13 protein-coding genes and 1 other RNA gene are annotated in these 18437 nt (G+C 71.9%); 7 read left to right on the top strand and 7 right to left on the bottom strand.

The window, feature by feature from the left end; all coding sequences use genetic code 11:
• Window positions 1-239 precede the first annotated feature (239 nt).
• Window positions 240-1097, top strand: coding sequence for a pyrroline-5-carboxylate reductase (proC, locus tag WMF39_RS31955; protein WP_437740263.1), 858 nt, complete (start codon window positions 240-242; stop codon window positions 1095-1097).
• A 173-nt stretch (window positions 1098-1270) separates the two neighbouring features.
• Window positions 1271-1735, top strand: an RNA gene (gene rnpB, locus WMF39_RS31960) — RNase P RNA component class A.
• A 66-nt stretch (window positions 1736-1801) separates the two neighbouring features.
• Here the strand turns inward: rnpB and WMF39_RS31965 are convergent.
• Window positions 1802-2653 (bottom strand): sigma-70 family RNA polymerase sigma factor, encoded by an 852-nt coding sequence (locus tag WMF39_RS31965; RefSeq protein WP_012238497.1) that lies wholly within the window; start codon window positions 2651-2653, stop codon window positions 1802-1804.
• Between the two features lie 455 nt (window positions 2654-3108).
• Window positions 3109-3432 carry an iron-sulfur cluster insertion protein ErpA gene (gene erpA, locus WMF39_RS31970; protein ID WP_437740264.1) on the bottom strand — a complete coding sequence of 108 codons (324 nt, stop codon included), beginning with the start codon at window positions 3430-3432 and terminating at the stop codon, window positions 3109-3111.
• Window positions 3433-4019: 587 nt separating this feature from the next.
• Here erpA and metH point away from each other — a divergent pair.
• A complete protein-coding gene (metH, locus tag WMF39_RS31975; RefSeq protein WP_437740265.1) occupies window positions 4020-7787 on the top strand; it encodes a methionine synthase in 3768 nt (1255 codons plus the stop codon).
• A gap of 117 nt (window positions 7788-7904) precedes the next feature.
• Window positions 7905-8711: a class I SAM-dependent methyltransferase gene (locus WMF39_RS31980; RefSeq protein WP_437740266.1), complete on the top strand. Its 807-nt coding sequence runs from the start codon at window positions 7905-7907 to the stop codon at window positions 8709-8711.
• 65 nt (window positions 8712-8776) lie between these two features.
• Here WMF39_RS31980 and WMF39_RS31985 read toward each other — a convergent pair whose 3' ends face one another.
• Window positions 8777-9601, bottom strand: coding sequence for a DUF3025 domain-containing protein (locus WMF39_RS31985; protein WP_437740267.1), 825 nt, complete (start codon window positions 9599-9601; stop codon window positions 8777-8779).
• A 344-nt stretch (window positions 9602-9945) separates the two neighbouring features.
• On the opposite strand from WMF39_RS31985, the gene WMF39_RS31990 reads away from it, so the two are divergent.
• The 3 genes from WMF39_RS31990 (at window position 9946) to WMF39_RS32000 (ending at window position 13821) form a co-directional block, all read left to right on the top strand.
• Window positions 9946-10827, top strand: coding sequence for an MBL fold metallo-hydrolase (locus tag WMF39_RS31990; RefSeq protein WP_437740268.1), 882 nt, complete (start codon window positions 9946-9948; stop codon window positions 10825-10827).
• A gap of 106 nt (window positions 10828-10933) precedes the next feature.
• Window positions 10934-12289, top strand: a complete 1356-nt coding sequence (allB, locus tag WMF39_RS31995; protein ID WP_437740269.1) for an allantoinase AllB — start codon at window positions 10934-10936, stop codon at window positions 12287-12289.
• Window positions 12268-13821, top strand: coding sequence for an allantoicase (locus WMF39_RS32000; RefSeq protein WP_437740270.1), 1554 nt, complete (start codon window positions 12268-12270; stop codon window positions 13819-13821). The genes allB and WMF39_RS32000 overlap by 22 nt, the downstream gene beginning before the upstream one ends.
• Window positions 13822-13918: 97 nt before the next feature.
• Here WMF39_RS32000 and WMF39_RS32005 read toward each other — a convergent pair whose 3' ends face one another.
• The 4 genes from WMF39_RS32005 to WMF39_RS32020 form a co-directional block, all read right to left on the bottom strand.
• Window positions 13919-14356 carry a CHRD domain-containing protein gene (locus WMF39_RS32005; protein WP_437740271.1) on the bottom strand — a complete coding sequence of 146 codons (438 nt, stop codon included), beginning with the start codon at window positions 14354-14356 and terminating at the stop codon, window positions 13919-13921.
• Window positions 14357-14949: 593 nt separating this feature from the next.
• Window positions 14950-16167, bottom strand: a complete 1218-nt coding sequence (locus tag WMF39_RS32010) for a formylglycine-generating enzyme family protein (RefSeq protein WP_437740272.1) — start codon at window positions 16165-16167, stop codon at window positions 14950-14952.
• A 241-nt stretch (window positions 16168-16408) separates the two neighbouring features.
• A complete protein-coding gene (uraH, locus tag WMF39_RS32015; protein WP_437740273.1) occupies window positions 16409-16750 on the bottom strand; it encodes a hydroxyisourate hydrolase in 342 nt (113 codons plus the stop codon).
• A 56-nt stretch (window positions 16751-16806) separates the two neighbouring features.
• Window positions 16807-18240 (bottom strand): DUF6986 family protein, encoded by a 1434-nt coding sequence (locus WMF39_RS32020; RefSeq protein WP_437740274.1) that lies wholly within the window; start codon window positions 18238-18240, stop codon window positions 16807-16809.
• Window positions 18241-18437 lie beyond the last annotated feature (197 nt).

Genomic DNA, 18437 nt, shown 5'->3' on the forward strand with positions numbered 1-18437 from the left:
AGGGTCCCGTCCTGCCATCGACGAACATGGGACCGACTGCGTTCATTCCGCCGCACCAATAACGCCGCAGGCTCGGCTGACAAGAGTGTTCGCCTCGGTCCGGGCGAGCGGGCCCCGCGCCTGTCTGCACGTCCATGGCGGCACGCGCGGCACGCAGCCGCGCGGCGGTGTCCGTCGAGATTTGAGCCGCGCGCTCGGCAAGGCTGCTAGGGTGCGCGCTCCTGGAAGCGAGGCGAGCGATGGCGAGCGATGAGGGTCTGCTGCGAGGGCGCAAGATCGGGTTTCTTGGCGGCGGAAACATGGCCGAGGCGCTCATCCGCGGCCTCGTCCAGGGGGGCGCCGTGGGCGCGGAGCAGATCCGCGCGAGCGATCTCAAGAGCGAGCGGCTCTCCTTTCTCCACGGGCGCTACGGCATCGAGACCACCGAGGACAACGAGGCGCTCTGCCAGTGGGCCGACGTCCTCGTCATCGCCGTCAAGCCGCAGGTCGTCGATCGCATCCTCGCCCCCATCTCGTCGGGGCTCGGCCGCTCGGACGTCGTGATCTCGGTGGCGGCCGGCGTGCCGATCGACGCCATCGAGGCGCGCCTGCCCGAGGGAGCGCGCGTCATCCGCAGCATGCCGAACACCGCGGCGATCGCGCTCGCCGGCGCCACGGCGATCGCCGCCGGGAGCCACGCCACGAGCGAGGACGTCGAGATCGCGCGGACCCTGTTCCAGGCGGTCGGCCGCGTCGTCGTGCTCGACGAGTCGCTGCTCGACGCGGTGACCGGCCTGTCGGGCAGCGGGCCCGCCTACGTCATGGTGATGATCGAGGCGCTCGCGGACGGCGGCGTGAAGGTCGGCCTCGGCCGGGACGCGGCGCTGCTGCTCGCGGCGCAGACGGTGTACGGCGCCGCCAAGCTCCAGCTCGAGACCGGCGAGCACCCCGGCCGCCTGAAGGACATGGTGACGAGCCCCGGCGGCACGGCCATCGCGGGGCTCCACACGCTCGAGGCAGGCGGCCTCCGCCGCACCTTGATCGACGCGGTGGAGGCGGCGTCCAACCGCTCGGCCGAGCTGGGCGCTCAGATGGCGCAGAAGCTCCGCCGCACCTGAGCCTGACCAAGGAGCGGGCCTGTCCCCGAATGCTGACCACGAGCAGGGGAGCAACAGCGCCACCGCCGGAGCTTGGCTTTGAAAGGACAAGACACTCCACGGCATGCAGTCGCGCCCGTTCTCCGACCTCAGGTGTTGGCGTTCGACCGGCTCTTGACTATGTTCGCCGCGTCGCAGCGGGACAGGCGATCGCCGGCGGACGGGGAAACCCGGCCGCGGGAGGAAAGTCCGAGCTCCGCAGGGCAGGGTGCCGGGTAACGCCCGGTGAGAGCGATCTCGAGGAAAGTGCAACAGAGAACAGACCGCCGCGCCGCGCGCTTGGCGAGGGCAACGAGCCTCCTGCCCGGATGGGCTGGGCTCCGAGCCTCCGCTGGCTCGCCGCGCGGCAAGGGTGAAACGGCGGGGTAAGAGCCCACCGCGCCCTTGGCAACAAGGGTGGCACGGCAAACCCCACCTGGAGCAAGGCCGCGTAGGGAGGCGTCCGCGACGGCGACAGCCGCCGCGGCAAGGGTTGCCCGCCCCAGGCCTCCGGGTTGGCTGCTTGAGGCGCGCGGCGACGCGCGTCCTAGAGGAATGATCGCCGGCGCGAGGGGGGCGACTCCCCGCGCAACAGAACTCGGCTTACGTCTCCTGCGACCACGAAGCTCCGCCCCGGCGGGGCTTCGTGCTTTTGTGCTCGCCCGCCGCTCACCTGTGGCAAGTCGCTACGCCGCCAGCGGCTGGAGCCGGTCGCGCAGCTTCTTCTTGGCGCGCGCCTCGAGCTGCCGAGCCCGCTCGCGCGACACGCCCAGGCGACGCCCGATCTCGGCGAGCGACAGCTCCTCCTCGGGATCCGCCATCATCCGGGTCTCGACGATGTACCGCTCGCGCGGGTCCAGGTTCTCCACCGCCTGCGTCAGCCGCTCCCGGAGCAGGGCCCCCTCCTCCGCGCGCGAGAAGCGCTCCTCCTGGTCCTGATCGTCCGCGGGCAGCGTGTCGACCAGCGAGCGGGCGCCGTCCTCGAACACCTTCGTGTCGAGCGAGACGTCCCGGGCCTCCAGCCGGTGAGCCATCTCCAGCACCTTCTCCGCGGGCGCGCCGAACTTCTCGGCCAGCAGCCGATCCCCCTCCTCCCCCTCGCCCACGAGGCCCGCGATGCGCGCCCGTTCCCGCCGCAACCGGAAGAACATCTTCGAGCGGAGCGGGCCCGAGCCCACGCCGACCAGGCTCCAGGAGTGGATGACGTGGTTCAGAATGTACGCCCGGATCCAGTAGGCCGCGTAGGTCACGAAGCGGTTTCCGCGGTCCGGGTCGTACTTGCGGATCGCGTGGACGATCCCGAAGTTCCCCTCGGCGATGAGGTCGGCGAGCGGGATCCCGTAACGCCGGTAGCTGATCGCTATCGAGACAACATGCCTCAGGTTTGCGAGCGCGAGCGCGGCTGCGGCCTGCTCGTCGCCGTGGTCCCGCCACCGTCGAGCGAGCTCGACTTCTTCCTCGCGCGACAGCTCCGGGATCTGCCGAACATGCGTGATGTAGCGCGAAACCGCGCTGGCCTGATCTCGGGACGTTTGCACAGGGTTTCCTTCGAGGTCCGAAGACCCCGGTTCGGTTGGTGAGGCCGGCCGACGCCGGACCCCGTCTCCTGCTGTCGAGGTCGGCCGGGGCCGGACCTCGATCGCGTTGATCGCTTCGCCGGCACTTGCCGCCGACGTGGTTGGTTCGAGATTCCGAAGAGAGCAGCCCACCCAGGCTGCGATGCAGCTGGCATGCCGCCCCGGGCGGGCAGCTTGTACACCATGGCTGCGAAGCGCTGGCGCACGCGCCTCAGGCGCGCCCGAGCGAGGGACGAGCCAAACCGAAGGCGCTAGAGAGCCAGGAAGGCCGCGATGCTCCGGGCAGACGCGCTCACGCGGCCCGTGTGCATCTCGCGTAGGCCGCTCGAGAGACGAGCGGCGCGAGCCAGGACGGAGGCGACGCCCGCGAAGAGAGCGGGCGCCCGATCAGAGGGAATCTGACGGAACGAACGGAATCAGACGGAGAACGAGGAGCCGCAGCCGCAGGTGCTCTTCACCGACGGGTTGCTGAACTTGAAGCCCGAGCCGTGGAGGCCTTCCACGTAATCAATCTCCGTGCCGTCCAGGTACTGGAAGCTCAGCGGGTCGATGTAGAGCTTGATTCCCCTGTCCTCGAACTCCTCGTCGAACTCCGTCGGCTTGTCCTCGAAGTACAGGTCGTACGAGAAGCCGGCGCACCCACCGCCCACGACGCGCAGGCGCAATCCCTGCCCCATCAGCTCCTCCGCTGTCGCGATCTCCATCACCTTCTCGGCTGCCTTCTCTGTGATCGTGATCATCCTGGAATCTCCTCTGCGTGCTTTGTCGGCGGGGGACGGCAGGTCCTGTCTCGGGGGGCGCTCGCCCCGCAGCAAGGCGAACCGTGCGGTGAGCCCGGCCGGCCGTGCCCTGGGGTGGGGTGCTCAGGGCTCGCCAAAGATACGCACCTTCAGCGATGTCCGCCAGTGCCTCAGCCGGAGCGGCGTCAGGCGGCGCCCTGGCCGCCCGTTCGTCCATGGATGACCACCAGCTCGCCGCTCGCCCGGCGCGCGCCCTGCTGCCAGTGCGCCCAGACGCGACCACCCGGTCGGCCATCCAGCAGCATCGCGCAGCGTGCACAGATGAGCCCGCGGCAGGGACCGCCGCCATCGCCCGCTCGCAGCCGACGCTTGACACCGGCAGGCAGGCCCGGCAGTTTTCAATTCGTTAATCCGGATTGAGAGATTAAACATTTCGGTCCATGTCCGCCGCGTGGGACGGGCCTCGACCGTCCCCTGGACCGCAAGCCGGGCGACGACGGGCCCCGGGCCGCCCAGCCCTCGCGGCAGAACGGCTGCCCTGCGGCCGCAGCGCCCACGGGAAAGAAGCCCAGGAGATGAGCAGAGCCATGAACGGAAGCGAACGCCCCGCGCGCCTCGAGGAGATCCTCGAACACCGGATCCTGTGCCTCGACGGCGCGATGGGTACGATGATCCAGCGCTACCGCCTGGACGAGGCCGACTACCGCGGCGAGCGCTTCCGCGACCACGCGATCGATCTCAAGGGCAACAGCGATCTCCTCGTGCTGACGCGGCCGGACGTCATCGCCGAGATCCACGGCGCGTACCTCGACGCCGGCGCCGACATCATCGAGACGAACACCTTCACGGGCACCTCGATCGCCCAGGCCGACTACCGGCTCGAGTCGCTCGCCTACGAGATCAACCTGACCGCGGCCCAGATCGCCCGGAAGGCGGCCGACGCGTGGACGGCGCGCACGCCCGGCAAGCCGCGCTTCGTCGCGGGCGCGATGGGGCCGACGCCGAAGACGCTGTCGATCTCACCGAGCGTGAACGACCCGTCGTTCCGCGCCGTCGGCTTCGACGAGCTGCGGCGGGCGTTCGCGGAGCAGGTGCGCGGGCTCGTCGACGGGGGGGTCGACGTGATCCTCGCGGAGACGTTCCTCGACACGCTGAACATGAAGGCGTGCCTCGTCGCGATGGAGGAGGTCTTCGCGGAGAAGGGGCGGCGCCTGCCGATCCTGCTCAGCGTGACGATCACCGACAGGAGCGGCAGGACGCTCTCCGGCCAGACGATCGACGCCTTCTGGACGAGCGTGGAGCACGCGAGCCCGCTCAGCGTCGGCCTCAACTGCGCCCTCGGCGCGAGCGACATGCGGCCCTACCTCGTGGATCTCGCGAAGCTCGCCCGGGCGCGGGTGAGCTGCTACCCGAACGCGGGCCTGCCCAACGCGTTCGGCGAGTACGACGAGCTCCCGGAGACGACGTCGCGGCTGCTCGCGGAGTTCGCGGAGAGCGGGCTCGTGAACATCGTGGGCGGCTGCTGCGGGACGACGCCGGATCACATCCGCGCGATCGCCCGGGCGACGGCGGAGCTCCGGCCGCGGCCCGTGCCCGCGGACCGCGACGGCTTCGGGCGCTTCGCCGGCCTGGAGACGCTCGTCATCCGACCCGACACGAACTTCCTGATGATCGGCGAGCGGACCAACGTGACCGGCTCGGCCCGGTTCATGGAGCTCATCAAGAAGGGCGACTTCACGACCGCGCTGGAGGTGGCGCTCGATCAGGTGCGCGGCGGGGCGAACCTCCTCGACGTGAACATGGACGAGGGCATGCTCGACTCCGAGCAGGCGATGACGACCTTCCTGAACCTCGTCGCCACCGAGCCCGAGATCGCCCGCATCCCGATCATGGTCGACAGCTCGAGGTGGTCGGTCATCGAGGCGGGGCTCAAGTGCATCCAGGGCAAGGGGATCGTCAACTCGATAAGCCTCAAGGAGGGGCCCGAGGACTTCCTCGAGAAGGCGCGCGCCGTGCGGCGCTACGGGGCGGGGGTCGTGGTGATGGCCTTCGACGAGATCGGCCAGGCCGAGACGGTGGAGCGCAAGGTCGCGATCTGCCAGCGCGCGTACAGGCTGCTCACCGAGGAGGCGGGCTTCGATCCGCAGGACATCGTCTTCGACCCGAACATCCTCGCGATCGCGACCGGCATCGAGGAGCACAGCGACTTCGCGAAGAACTTCATCGAGGCGACGCGGATCATCAAGGCGACCTGCCCGGGGGCGCGCGTGAGCGGCGGCGTGTCGAACCTGTCGTTCTCGTTCCGCGGGAACAACGTCGTCCGCGAGGCGATGCACTCGGCCTTCCTGTTCCACGCGATCCGGGCCGGAATGGACATGGGCATCGTGAACGCGGGGCAGCTCGCGGTCTACGAGGACATCCCGAGGGACCTGCTCGAGCGGGTGGAGGACGTCCTCTTCAACCGGCGCCCGGACGCGACCGAGCGGCTCGTCGAGCTCGCCGAGCAGGTGAAGGGCAAGGGCAAGAAGAAGGAGCTCGACCTCGCCTGGCGCGACGGCCCGGTCGAGGAGCGGCTCTCGCACGCGCTCGTGAGGGGGCTCGTCGACTTCATCGAGGCGGACGTGGAGGAGGCGCGGAGGAAGTACGAGAGGCCGCTCTCCATCATCGAGGGGCCGCTGATGGACGGGATGAAGGTCGTCGGCGAGCTGTTCGGCGCCGGGAAGATGTTCCTGCCGCAGGTGGTGAAGAGCGCCCGCGTGATGAAGCGCGCCGTCGCGCACCTGCTGCCGTTCATGGAGGCCGATAAGGCCGCCGGGGGCTCGTCGTCGCAGGGGAAGGTCGTGATGGCGACCGTGAAGGGCGACGTGCACGACATCGGCAAGAACATCGTGGGCGTGGTGCTCGGGTGCAACAACTACGAGGTGATCGACCTCGGCGTGATGGTGCACCAGGACAGGATCCTGGAGGCGGCGCTCCGCGAGGAGGCCGACATGATCGGGCTGAGCGGCCTCATCACGCCGTCGCTCGACGAGATGGTCAGCGTGGCGCGCGAGATGGAGCGGCGCGGAATCCGGCTGCCGCTGCTCATCGGCGGGGCGACGACGAGCCGGCAGCACACGGCGGTGAAGATCGCGCCGGAGTTCAGCGGGACGGTGGTGCACGTGCTCGACGCGTCGCGGGCCGTGGGCGTGGTGTCGAGCCTGCTCGATCGGGCGAACCGGCCGGCCTTCGACGCGCAGAACCGGGAGGAGCAGCGCCGGCTGCGCGAGCTCTTCGCGAGGAAGCGGGCGAAGCCGCTCGTGACGCTCGCCGCGGCGGACGGGGGGCGGCTCGAGATCGCCTGGCGGCCCGAGGACATCGCGAGGCCGTCGTTCACGGGGCGCCGCGTGGTGGAGGTGCCGCTCTCGGAGGTCGCGAGGTACATCGACTGGACGTTCTTCTTCACCGCGTGGGAGCTCAGGGGGCCGTTCCCGCAGATCCTGGAGCACCCGCAGTACGGCGAGGCGGCGCGCGAGCTGTTCGATCACGCGCAGAAGGTGCTGCAGCGGATCATCGAGGGTCGCCTGCTCGAGGCGCGGGGCGTCTACGGCTTCTGGCCGGCGAGCGGCGAGCAGCGGGACATCGTGCTCTACGCGGACGAGGCGAGGGAGCGGGAGCTCGTCCGGTTCAACATGCTGCGCCAGCAGCAGGTGAAGGGGCAGGGCGGCGCCGAGGAGGACGGAGACGGCGGCGACAAGGCCGCGGGCGGGGTGAGGCCGCACCTGTCGCTGGCCGACTTCGTGGCGCCGCGGGAGCGCGGGCTCGCCGATCACGTCGGCGCGTTCGCGGTGACGGCGGGGCTCGGGCTCGACGAGATCGTGCGCGCGTACGAGAAGGACAAGGACGACTACAGCGCGATCATCGCGAAGGCGCTGGCGGACCGGCTCGCGGAGGCGTTCGCCGAGCTGCTCCACGAGCGCGCGCGCAAGGACTGGGGGTACGGCGCGGGAGAGGCGCTGACGAGCGAGGAGCTCATCGAGGAGAAGTACCGGGGGATCCGGCCGGCGTTCGGGTACCCGGCGTGCCCGGATCACACCGAGAAGCGCAAGCTGTTCGCGCTGCTCGACGCGCCGTCGGTCGGCATCGAGCTGACGGAGAGCTGCGCGATGACGCCGGCGGCGAGCGTCAGCGGCATCTACCTGGCGCACCCGAAGGCGCGGTATTTCATGGTGGGGCGCCTCGGCAGGGATCAGGTCGCGGACTACGCGAAGCGCAAGGGGATGACGGTCGAGGAGGTGGAACGGTGGCTGTCGCCGAACCTGGGGTATGACCCGAAGGCGGCTGTCGAGGGGGAGAGCGCCGTCGTGGCGGCGTGACGGCGGACGGAAGCGGCGATGTGCCCAGGGGCGCACATTGCGGCGCAGGGACGGCGTCCGAGCGCGGCAGCGATCCGACGCAGACCACGCGACGAACGTTGTGATAACAAGTTCCCCATGTCCGAAGCCGACTGGTTTGCGCTGAACCGCGCCGCCTGGAACGCGCGCACCCGCGTGCACCTGGCCTCGAAATTCTACGATCTGGCCTCGTTCCGGGCCGGCGCGAGCTCTCTCAAGCCGATCGAGCTCGAGCAGGTCGGCGATGTGCGCGGAAAGACGCTCCTCCACCTGCAGTGCCATTTCGGGCAGGACACGCTCTCCTGGGCGCGGCAGGGCGCCCGCGTCACCGGGCTGGACCTCTCCGACGAGGCCATCACGGCGGCGCGCGCGCTGGCGAAGGAGCTCTCGGTGGACGCGCGCTTCGTCGAGGCCAACGTCTACGACGCCCCCGAGGCACTCGGCGGCGAGACGTTCGATATCGTCTTCACCTCGTACGGCGTCCTCGGGTGGCTCCCGGACATGACGCGCTGGGCGCGCGCGGCCGCAGCGTGCCTGAAGCCCGGGGGCGTCCTGCACGTCGTCGAGTTCCACCCCCTCGTGTGGATCTTCGACAATGCATTCGAGCAGATCGCCTATGACTACGATGGGCACGGGGAGCCGATCGTCACCGAGGAGACAGGCACGTACGCCGACAGGAGCGCGCCCGTGACGCTGAAGGAGGTCGGCTTCAACCACGGGATCGGGACGGTGGTGTCGGCGCTCCTCGACGCGGGCCTCACGCTGGAGCGCCTGCGCGAGCTCGACTGGTCCCCCTACGACATCTTTCCGGACATGGTGGAAGGACCGCCAGGGCAGTTCCGCATGAAGAAGTTCGAGCGTCGACTGCCGCTCGTCTATGCGCTCGCGGCGCGACGGCGCCCCTGAGAGCGGCGCGAGCCCCTCGCACGCTCAGGGCGCCGTCGTCCCCCGGCCGCGGCCGTCACTTACCATCACCTGCACAGGACGCGCTCGTCCAGGGGGAGGCGCGGGCTGCGCTCCGGGCGCACGAAGCTGTCGGGTGACCGCAGCACGTCGCCGAGGCGCGTGTCGGCCAGCGCCACGAGCGCGGCCGGCGCGGCGGGCAGCGGTCCGTCGCACGGGATGGACTGCACCATCGCGTAGACCATCGGTCCGCGCTGGAGGAGGCTCTCGTACAGCGCGTGGCCGAAGACGAGCGCCGCGGCCTCGCCCCGCTGCACGGCGTCCCGCACCTCACCGGCGCAGCGCTCCAGATCGGAGGCATCGCCGAGGAGGGGCGCCTCGCGCGCGTTGTTGTGGAGCAGCAGGAGCCCGCCCTCGTCGAGGAGCGCGAGCCCGTCCAGCTCGCGCGTGCGCGCCGGAGGGAGCGCCTCGGCGCCTGGATGGAGGCGCGCGGCGATCGCCCGGTGCTGGCGCGCATGGAGCTCCGCCTTGGCGCGCGGGAAGGCGCCCCACACCAGCATGTTGAGGAAGTCGTGCCAGTTGCTCGGGCGCGTGGGCACGCAGCCCTCGACGTGGATGCGCGCGTCGTAGAGCGCCGAGGGGTCGACGGGCCCGCGCCGCCCGCGCCGACGAGGCCGCGGCTTTTGCTCCGCAAAGCGCACGGGGAACCCCTCGCCGAGCGCCCGGTTGTAGTCCTCTACCAGCGGCCAGCCGGCACACCCCGCGAACGCCTCGGCGAGGGGGCGGATGGGCCAGTAGAGCCGGCTCTTCTCGTGGAAGAGCGGCTCCCAGGGAACGGGGGTGCTCCCTGGCGCGCCGCTCGGGTGCGGCGCAGCTCGGCCGGCGGCGCTCACGCCGCGCAGCGTAGGAGCAGCGCGGCGAGAGCTCAAGCCGCGCGCAAGACGGCGCCGGGGCGCGCCGATCGCGAGGCGGCGGCCTCGCGCCGGGACCAGCGCCGCCGGCCGCCCGGCAGGCCCGCGGTGGACCGAGCACACAGAGCGGGTCAGCAGGGCGCCGGTATCCCGAGACTCCCTGTTTCAACTCACCCAGCTTCCCTGGATATCCATGCTCGCCCTCATGCAGCCATCACGCAACGAGAGCTCGCGCCAAGCCTGGAGTGATGGCTGTTCGCCGTGGACGTGGCTGCGACGGATCTGCCCCCACGCCCGCCGCCCGCGTGTCATCCTGAGATAACGAGATGGCTCGCCTCGAGGACCGCCTGCCAGAGAACGCCCCCGGCGATTACTTCGTCGACCGGTCGTGCATCGACTGCGACGTATGCCGCCAGCTCGCCCCCTCGGTGTTCGCGCGCGCGCCCGCCGTCGAGCAGAGCATCGTCGCTCGCCAGCCCGCGACGCCGGACGAGCACCTCCGCGCGGCCATGGCGCTGGTGTCGTGTCCGACCGCCTCCATCGGCACCTCCGCACCGGCGGCGGGGATGGCCGCCGCGACCTTCTCCTTCCCCGAGCCGATCGACGAGGATGTCTATTATTGCGGCTATACCTCGTCGTCCTCGTTTGGCGCGGCGAGCTACCTCATCCTGCGACCCGAGGGCAACGTGCTCGTCGACTCGCCCCGCGCCGCCAGGCCGCTCATGAAGCGCATCCGCGAGCTCGGCGGCGTCCGGACCCTGGTGCTCACCCACCGCGACGACGTCGCCGATCACCGGATCTTCCGCGACAACTTCGGGTGCGATCGCGTGATCCACGAGGACGACATCGACGACGGAACAGCGCTCGCCGAGGTGAAGATCAAGGGGCTCGACCCCGTGGCCCTCGCGCCCGATCTCACGTTGATCCCCGTCCCGGGCCACACGCGGGGCAGCGTCGCGCTCCTCTTCCGGGACCGGTACCTCTTCACCGGGGACCATCTCTTCTTCTCCGGCGAGCTCGGGCGACTCGACGCGTCGCGCGACATCTGCTGGTATTCCTGGGCGGAGCAGATCCGCTCGATGGAGCGCCTCCTCCAGCACCGGTTCACGTGGGTCCTGCCAGGCCACCTCCGCCGGTACCGCGCTCCCTCCGAGGACGCCATGCGCGCCGAGCTCGCCGAGCTCATCGATCGTATGAAGATGGCGTGACGCGCGCACAGGCCCACGCGCGCATCGACGTGCGCGCGGCCAGGCGCGCGCTTCGGCGAGCGGCCCGCCTCGGTCCGCCGGGCGCCGTGGTACGATCGCGTCCCTGATGACGCCGGACCTCATCGTTCGCGGGTTGCGGGTGGTCACCGGGGGCGCCGTGCGGCCGGCCTCGGTGCACATCCAGGGCGGCACCATCGTCTCCGTCGCCGGCTACGACGAGCTGCCGGAGGGCTGCCCCGTCGTGGACGCTCAGGGCGCGGTGGTGATGCCCGGGCTGGTCGATGCGCACGTGCACATCAACGAGCCCGGGCGGACCGAATGGGAGGGCTTCGAGACGGCGACGCGCGCCGCGGCCGCGGGCGGCGTCACGTCGCTCGTCGACATGCCCCTCAACAGCATCCCGCCGACGACCACGGTCGCGCACCTCGAGAAGAAGGCGCGCGCGGCGGAGGGCCGGTGCCTCGTCGACGTGGGCTTCTGGGGCGGCGCCGTCCCGGGCAACGCGGGAGAGCTGGTCCCGCTGCTCGAGGCCGGCGCGCTCGGCTTCAAGTGCTTCATGGTCGACTCGGGCGTGGTGGAGTTCGGCCACGTCGCCGAGGCGGACCTCAGGGCCGCGCTCGAGGTGCTCGCGGGCACGGGGGCGCCGCTGCTCGTGCACGCCGAGCTCCCCGGCCCCATCGACGCGGCGCGCGCGGCGATCGCCGGCCTGGATCCGCGCACATACGCCGCCTACCTGCGCTCGCGCCCGCGAGAGGCGGAGGACCAGGCGATCGCCTTGCTCGCGTCGCTCTGCCAGGCGACGGGCGCGGCGGCGCACGTGGTCCACCTCTCGTCGGCCACGGCGCTCGACATCCTGCGGCGGGCGCGCGACGGCGGCGCCGCGCTGTCGGCCGAGACGACGCCGCACTACCTGCACTTCGCCGCCGAGGAGATCCCGGACGGCGCGACGCCCTTCAAGTGCGCTCCGCCGATCCGGGAACGGCAGAACCGCGAGGAGCTCTGGGCCGCGCTCGCGGGAGGCCTCATCGATTTCGTCGTCTCCGATCACTCCCCCTGCACCCCCGAGCTCAAGCGGCTCGAAGCCGGCGACTTCGACGCCGCCTGGGGCGGGATCTCGAGCCTGCAGCTCGGCCTGTCGATCGTCTGGACCGACGCCCGCCGCCGGGGCATCCCGCTCGAGCGGCTCGCGGACTGGCTGTGCCGCGGGCCCGCGAGGCTCGCCGGATTGCGCCGCAAGGGGGAGATCGCGCGCGGGTTCGACGCCGATCTGGTGCTCTGGGATCCCGACGCCAGCTTCCGGGTCGAGCCGCCGACCCTCCAGCACCGGCACAAGGTGACGCCGTACGCCGGGGAGGAGCTCCACGGCGTCGTGGAGGCCACCTACCTTCGCGGCGAGAAGGTCCATGAGCGCGGGAGCTTCCCCGCGGAGGCGAGAGGGCGATGGCTGAAGCGAGAGGGGTGACGGGGCCGGCGTTCGCGGAGGCGCTCGATCTGGCCTCGGAGCGCCTGGGCGGCGCGGTGCTCGCGGCGAACGACGAGTTCTTCGCGCCGAAGGAGAACCTGCTCAAGGCAGGGAAAGCGGTGTTCCTTGAGCACGAGTACACCGATCGCGGGAAGTGGATGGATGGCTGGGAGACGCGCAGGCGCCGGACTCCCGGGTTCGACTGGTGCCTCGTCCGGCTGGGGCTGCCAGGGATCCTCCGCGGGGTCATCGTCGATACGGCGTTCTTCCGGGGCAATTACCCCGAGCACTGCTCCATCGAGGCGTGCGCGGCGCGGCCCGACGCGCGGGTCGAGGACTTGCTCGACCCACGGACGCACTGGGTCGAGATCCTGCCGCGCTCGCCGCTGGCCGGCGACTCGCAGAACGCGTTCGAGCTGAGCAGCTCTTCGCGGTTCACGCACCTCCGCCTGAACATCTACCCGGATGGCGGCGTGGCGCGGCTCCGGGTGCACGGCGACGCCCTCCCCGACGTCCGCCGGCAGGGCCGCCCGGGCGCGGAGATCGACCTCGCGGCCGCGGAGAACGGCGGGCGCGTGCTCTCGTGCAGCGACATGTTCTTCGGGGTGCGCCACAACCTCATCATGCCCGGCAGGGCGGCGAACATGGGAGACGGCTGGGAGACGCGGCGCCGGAGGGGGCCCGGGTACGACTGGGCGCTCGTGGCGCTCGCGGCTGAGGGCGAGATCGCGCGGATCGAGGTCGACACGAACCACTTCAAGGGCAATTACCCCGAGAGCTGCATGATCGAGGGGATCGACGCGGCGGGGCGCTCCGCGTCGGAGCTCGCCGGCGCGGGCGAGTGGCGGGAGATCGTGCCGCGGACGAAGCTCCAGGCGCACACGCGTCATCTCTTCGAGGAAGAGCTCCGCGCGACGGGGCCGTTCACGCACGTGCGCCTGAACATCTATCCTGACGGCGGCGTGAGCCGGCTCCGGATCTTCGGCGAGGCGACCCGGAGCGGGGCGGCCGAGCAGCGGCTCCGCTGGCTCAACGCGCTCACGGAGCCGGAGGCCGAGGCGGAGCTCCGCGTGGCGTGCGGCTCGTCGGCGTGGGCGTCGCAGATGGCGGCGGCGCGGCCGTTCCGCGACGAGGAGCACCTCTCCGCGGCGGCGGCGCAGGCCTTTGCGCGGCTCGCGCCGGAGGACTGGCTCGAGGCGTTCCGCGCGCACCCCCGCATCGGAGAGACCAGGCCGCAGGCGGAGGCCGCGGAGGCGAGCGCGACGGCGAGGCGCTTCTCCAGCCAGGAACAGGCGGGGATGAGCGCCGCGGCGGTGGATACGCGGGAGGCGCTCGCGCGCTTGAACCGCGTCTATGACGAGAAGTTCGGGTTCATCTACATCGTCTGCGCCACAGGGAAGAGCGCGGACGAGATGCTGGAGGCGCTGCGCGCGCGGATCCAGCACACGCCGGAGCAGGAGCTGCCCATCGCCGCGGACGAGCAGCGGAAGATCACGGCGATCCGGCTGAAGAAGCTCCTGTGGGGCGGATAGAGCCCCGGGGCGCGGCCCTCGAGGAGGGAGCGCGTCGGGCGAGGGGAGCGCCGGCGCGTCGGGTGTCCGGGCGATCGGGTGTCCGAGCGTGGGCCGCTCAGCGCGAGAGCTGGCCTCGCAGCGCGCCGTCGGGAAAATCGGCGGTGCGCACGGCGACGTAATACCTCTCCGGATCACCGAGCAACGCGCTCAGATCGTCGCGGGCCGCGCTCACGCAGCCGCTGGAGCTGCCGCCTGTCGGCGGCATCAGCGTGATGATCCCGCGGCCCGCGCGGCCGGCGGAGCCCTCGTGGATGCGCGCCGCGGTCGCCGGCGCGATGCCGGCCACCGCGAGGTCGAAGCAGACCTCGCCGCGGTCGAGATCGAGCGTGACGCGGGCCGTGCCGCTCCCCTTCGGGTCGCCGGGGCCGGGCACTTCGTCTTGCCCCGTGAGCGCCGCCGTGAGCGAGCGGACCGGGCGCTCAGGCAACGCCGCGCGCGCCAGCGCCGTCGCGAGGAGGCCGGCGCCCAGCGCGAGCATCGTGAGGTGTTGCATGTCTCCCTCCTGCACATCACGGGGATGTGCGATTCGAGGGCGCCACGAAGAGCAAAGACGACGCCGCCCACGCGCCGCGAGCCGCCCCGCACGTCGGTCGATCGCGGGGGCGGCGAGGAGGCCGCGACGGACACGGCGATTCGCCCGATCGCCGAGGCGCGCTGGAGAGAGACAGAGGCGGACAGCGGACCCGGATCGGCACACGACGCGGGGAATCGGCGTCGCCTGCGCGAGGTGGCAAGGCGGCCCGTGCTCCACACGGGCGGACAGGCCGCGAGCGCGGCCAGAGCAGCGGTGGAGGCATCCGCATGAGCACGCCCGGTCCGTCGCGGGCGGGGGCTCAGGGTTGACGACGAGTCCGCCTTCTGCCAGGAGACGGACGCGCGCGAGGCGCGCGGAGAGCACGGCGGAGGCACACGATGAGCACAGAGATCTCGAAGACCGACAACGACGACTGGACCATGCCCAAGCTCATCGCGCTCGCGTTCACGACGCTCCTCGTGGCCTTCTCGGTCATCTACCTCATCTCTCCCTGAACGGCGCCCGTTCGCCCGTTCCCCGGTGTGCGCCGGCCCCACGAAGGGCGGCGTGCGCTACAGCTTCCTGGCGCAGCGCACGCCGAGCGCGTCCGTCACATCGGTCGGGTCCCAGCCGGTCCGCAAGCGAGCGGAGAGGTCCTCCGGTCTAGGCTGCCACCAGCTGCCGCCGCGGATCACCCGCGCGGAGCCGCGCTCGACGTTCGCGCAATCACGGCACGGCTGGGGGTACGTCCCCTCGAAGTCCAGGGTCCACTCCCACACGTTCCCCGCGAGGTCGGCCTGCCCCCACCGGCCATCACCCCTCGGCGATTTCGATCCGACGACGGCGCTGCCCGTCATGTCGAACACGGCGTAGGTCGAGTTCGGAAACGCGTTGCCCCACGGATACGCCCGCTGCTCGCTCCCGCCAGCCGACGCGTAGTCCCACTCCGCCTCTGTCGGGAGCCGCCCGCCGTCCCAGGCGCAGAAGGCGAACGCGACGAACCAGCTCACGCAGCTGATCGGCTTGAGCTCGTTCCCGCCCGCGTCGTCAGTCCACGAGTGCAATCCCGGGTTGCACTTCAGGTCATCCCTCAACGCCGCCTGGCTCGCGGGCAGACGGGAGTCCCACGCAGCGTCCCAGCCGCTCCGCTGGATCGCCGGGTGAGCTCCAGCGCCGGCCGCGGGTCGGCTCGCGGGATACGCCTCGACGAACTTGCGGAACCGTCCGACGGTGACCTCGTGGCGATCCAGGCGCAGGTCGCTCACCTCCGCCGGATACGCCGCGTCGTTGCTCCGGTCGTACCGGCCACCCGGAACGCGCGGGCTCGCGCAGCAGGGCTGGTTCCGATCCGGCCCGCAGGTCTCGCCCGCCCCGGTCTCGCCCAGGCGGCAGCTCGGCGGCAGGATGCACCGGCCCGCGCCGCACCACCCAGCGCAACCGGCACGACCCCACCGCCCGTCGCTGCCGCACACCTCGATGAGATCGCCGGCGCACCGCGCCTCGTCGGGAGAGCACTCGACAGGGGTCCCCCCGCCCCCGCCTGCGTCACCGCCGCCGGCCTCGCCGCCCCCAGCCGCTGCGCCGCCGGCCTCGCCGCCACCCGTCGCGCCACCACCCGTCGCGCCACCGCCGCCGGTCGCACCGCCCCCCGTCGCGCTGCTGCCAGCCCCGCCGCCGCCGACCGCCGTGCCCGACCCACCACCTGCTCCGCCGCCAGCGGCGCCAGCGCCGCCGTCGCCATCGACGAAGCTCCGCACCTTCTGCTCGCAGCCCGGCCCGAGCGTGGCCATCGCGACGGCCAGCCAGCCAGCACCGCGCCGGCGATCCCGAGCTTCACCCGAACGAATCCGTAGAGCGCCCACCGTTCACCCTCACAGTCGCCCACCGACGGGCACCCGCCATCGTATCATGTGGGACACCTCCTTCACCCCGCCGGGCCGTCGACCTCGCGGCGCCTCCGGGCGCACCACGGACGGCAGGCGCGCGCGTCGCGCTCGCCGCGCAGGACGGCGCTCTCGCGCGGATGCGCGCTCAGCTGCCTCGGTACGTGGTGTAGCCGTGAGGGCTGAGCAGCAGCGGGACGTGATGGTGCTGCGCCGGGTCCCGGATCTCGAAGAGGATCGACACCGTGGGATAGAAGCTCTCGCATCCGAGCGCCGCGTAATAGGCGCCTGTGTGGAAGGTGAGGCGGTAGCGGCCCTGGAGGGGCCGTTCGCCGGGCGGCAGCAGCCCCTTCTGCCGGCCGTCGCCGTCGGTCGTGCCCCGTCCGACCTCCCTGTAGGCGCCGTCGTCGCCTACCTCCAGCACCACGAGCACGCCGCTCGCCGGGCAGCCCCGTGACGTGTCCAGCACATGCGTCGTGATCGCGCTCATCGGTCCTCCTCGCCGCTCGGGCCCTCCGCGAACCGGGCCATTCCGGTGCTCTCCTATCACGCGCTCCGGCGCGCCACGATGGCCTGAAAGGATCGGCCCCTGAGCTCGTCCGGCGTGAGCCCGGTCCTCTCCGCCGCCTCGCCCTCCGTCATCGCCCCCGCGCCGATCGCGCGCAGGAAGAAGCCCAGGAGGCCCTGCCCCGTCGCGGCGTCGTCGAACACCGTCCCGGCGACGGTCGCCTGGGCGGCCCGCTCGACGAAGCTCCGCAGCCGCGCGGCGGCCGCATCGACGCCCTCTAGGAAGAACGCGTACGTGGCGGCGTAGCGGACCGGCAGCTCCGCGGGGTGGAGGTCCCAGCCCTGGTAGTAGCCGCTCTCGAGCGCGCGACGAACCTGACCGTACTTCAGCCGCCACGCGCCCACGACGGCGCGACGGTTCTCCTCGCCCTGCTGCGGCGTGAGCGGCGCGCCGCCGGGGCGCGCGCGGTGCGGGCCGACGGGCAGGAGGTTGCTCGCGCCGTCGGAGAGCCAGAGCCCCGAGCCGGCCAGCGCGACCTGCATCACGTGCCGCGCGAAGTCGCACGCCGGGTGGGCGAGGTGCTGATGGGCGGCCGTGATCTCGCAGCTCGCGGTGTAGTCATAGGCCCCGAAGTGCGCCGCCACGCACCGCCCGCGGGCCGCCTCGACCAGCCCGGGAAGCGCGATCTCCCCGCGCGGGCCGATGATCGACGCCGGCGTCTCGACCATCAGCTCGATCCGGATCGAGCCGGCCGGCAGCCGCAGCGCGCCCTCGAGCGCGTCGAGTGCGTCGGCCAGGGCGGCGACCTGCTCGGGCGCGACCACCTTCGGCAGCGTCACCGCGAAGGCGTGCGGGAGCGCGCCGCCCGACGCGGCGATGAGCGCCGAGAAGAAGACGTCGAGCGTCCTCAGGCTCCGCTCGGCGCACCCGTCGCCGAGCGGCTTGATCCTGATCCCGAGGAACGGAGGCAGGCTGCGCGCGGCCATGCCGAGGGCGACCTCGCGCGCGGCGGCGGCGGCGTGCGCGTCCTCCTCGTTTCCGGGGCGCACGCCGTAACCGTCCTCGAAATCGATGCGCAGGTCCTCCACGGGCTCGCGGCGGAGCTTGTCGAGCACGCGCGCGTGCACCGCGTGCGCGAGCCGCGCAGCCCCGGAGGCGCCCTCGGCCGCGCCCCCGCCCGCCTCGATCGCGGCCGCGAGCGCGAGGGCGTCGGCGCGCCCCTCCGGGAGCCCCTCGGCCCCCGGCAGGCCGATCGCCCGCGCGAAGACGGCGAAGTCGGGCGCGTGCTCCTCGACGGCGCGGAGGGCCACCGCCCCGAGCTTCCGGGCCGTGTCGGCCTTGAACAGGTGGGCGCCGCCGTAGACGGTATGGACCGGCTGGCGCGCGCCCGTGTGGTCGAAGACAGAACGCCCGCTGCGGAGGCGCGAGAGCGCGCCGCGCAGCGCTTCGGAGGAGAGGTTCGTCTGGAACATGGTGTGCTTTCAGCGGGTAGGGCGCACACGAGATGCCGCCTGACTCGGCACGTCAAGTGGCGCTCGCGCTCCTCGCGAGGAGGCGCCATGCTGCGACCCGCGCCGCTCGAGCGAGCGCGAGGAGCGCCGCGCGCGGCGGCGGCGCTGCGCGCGCAACGGGGGCACCGGCGCCGCCGTTGCGCGCGCAGCGCTCGGGG

Source organism: Sorangium sp. So ce1504, assembly GCF_051521635.1.
GTDB lineage: Bacteria > Myxococcota_A > Polyangia > Polyangiales > Polyangiaceae > Sorangium > Sorangium cellulosum_B.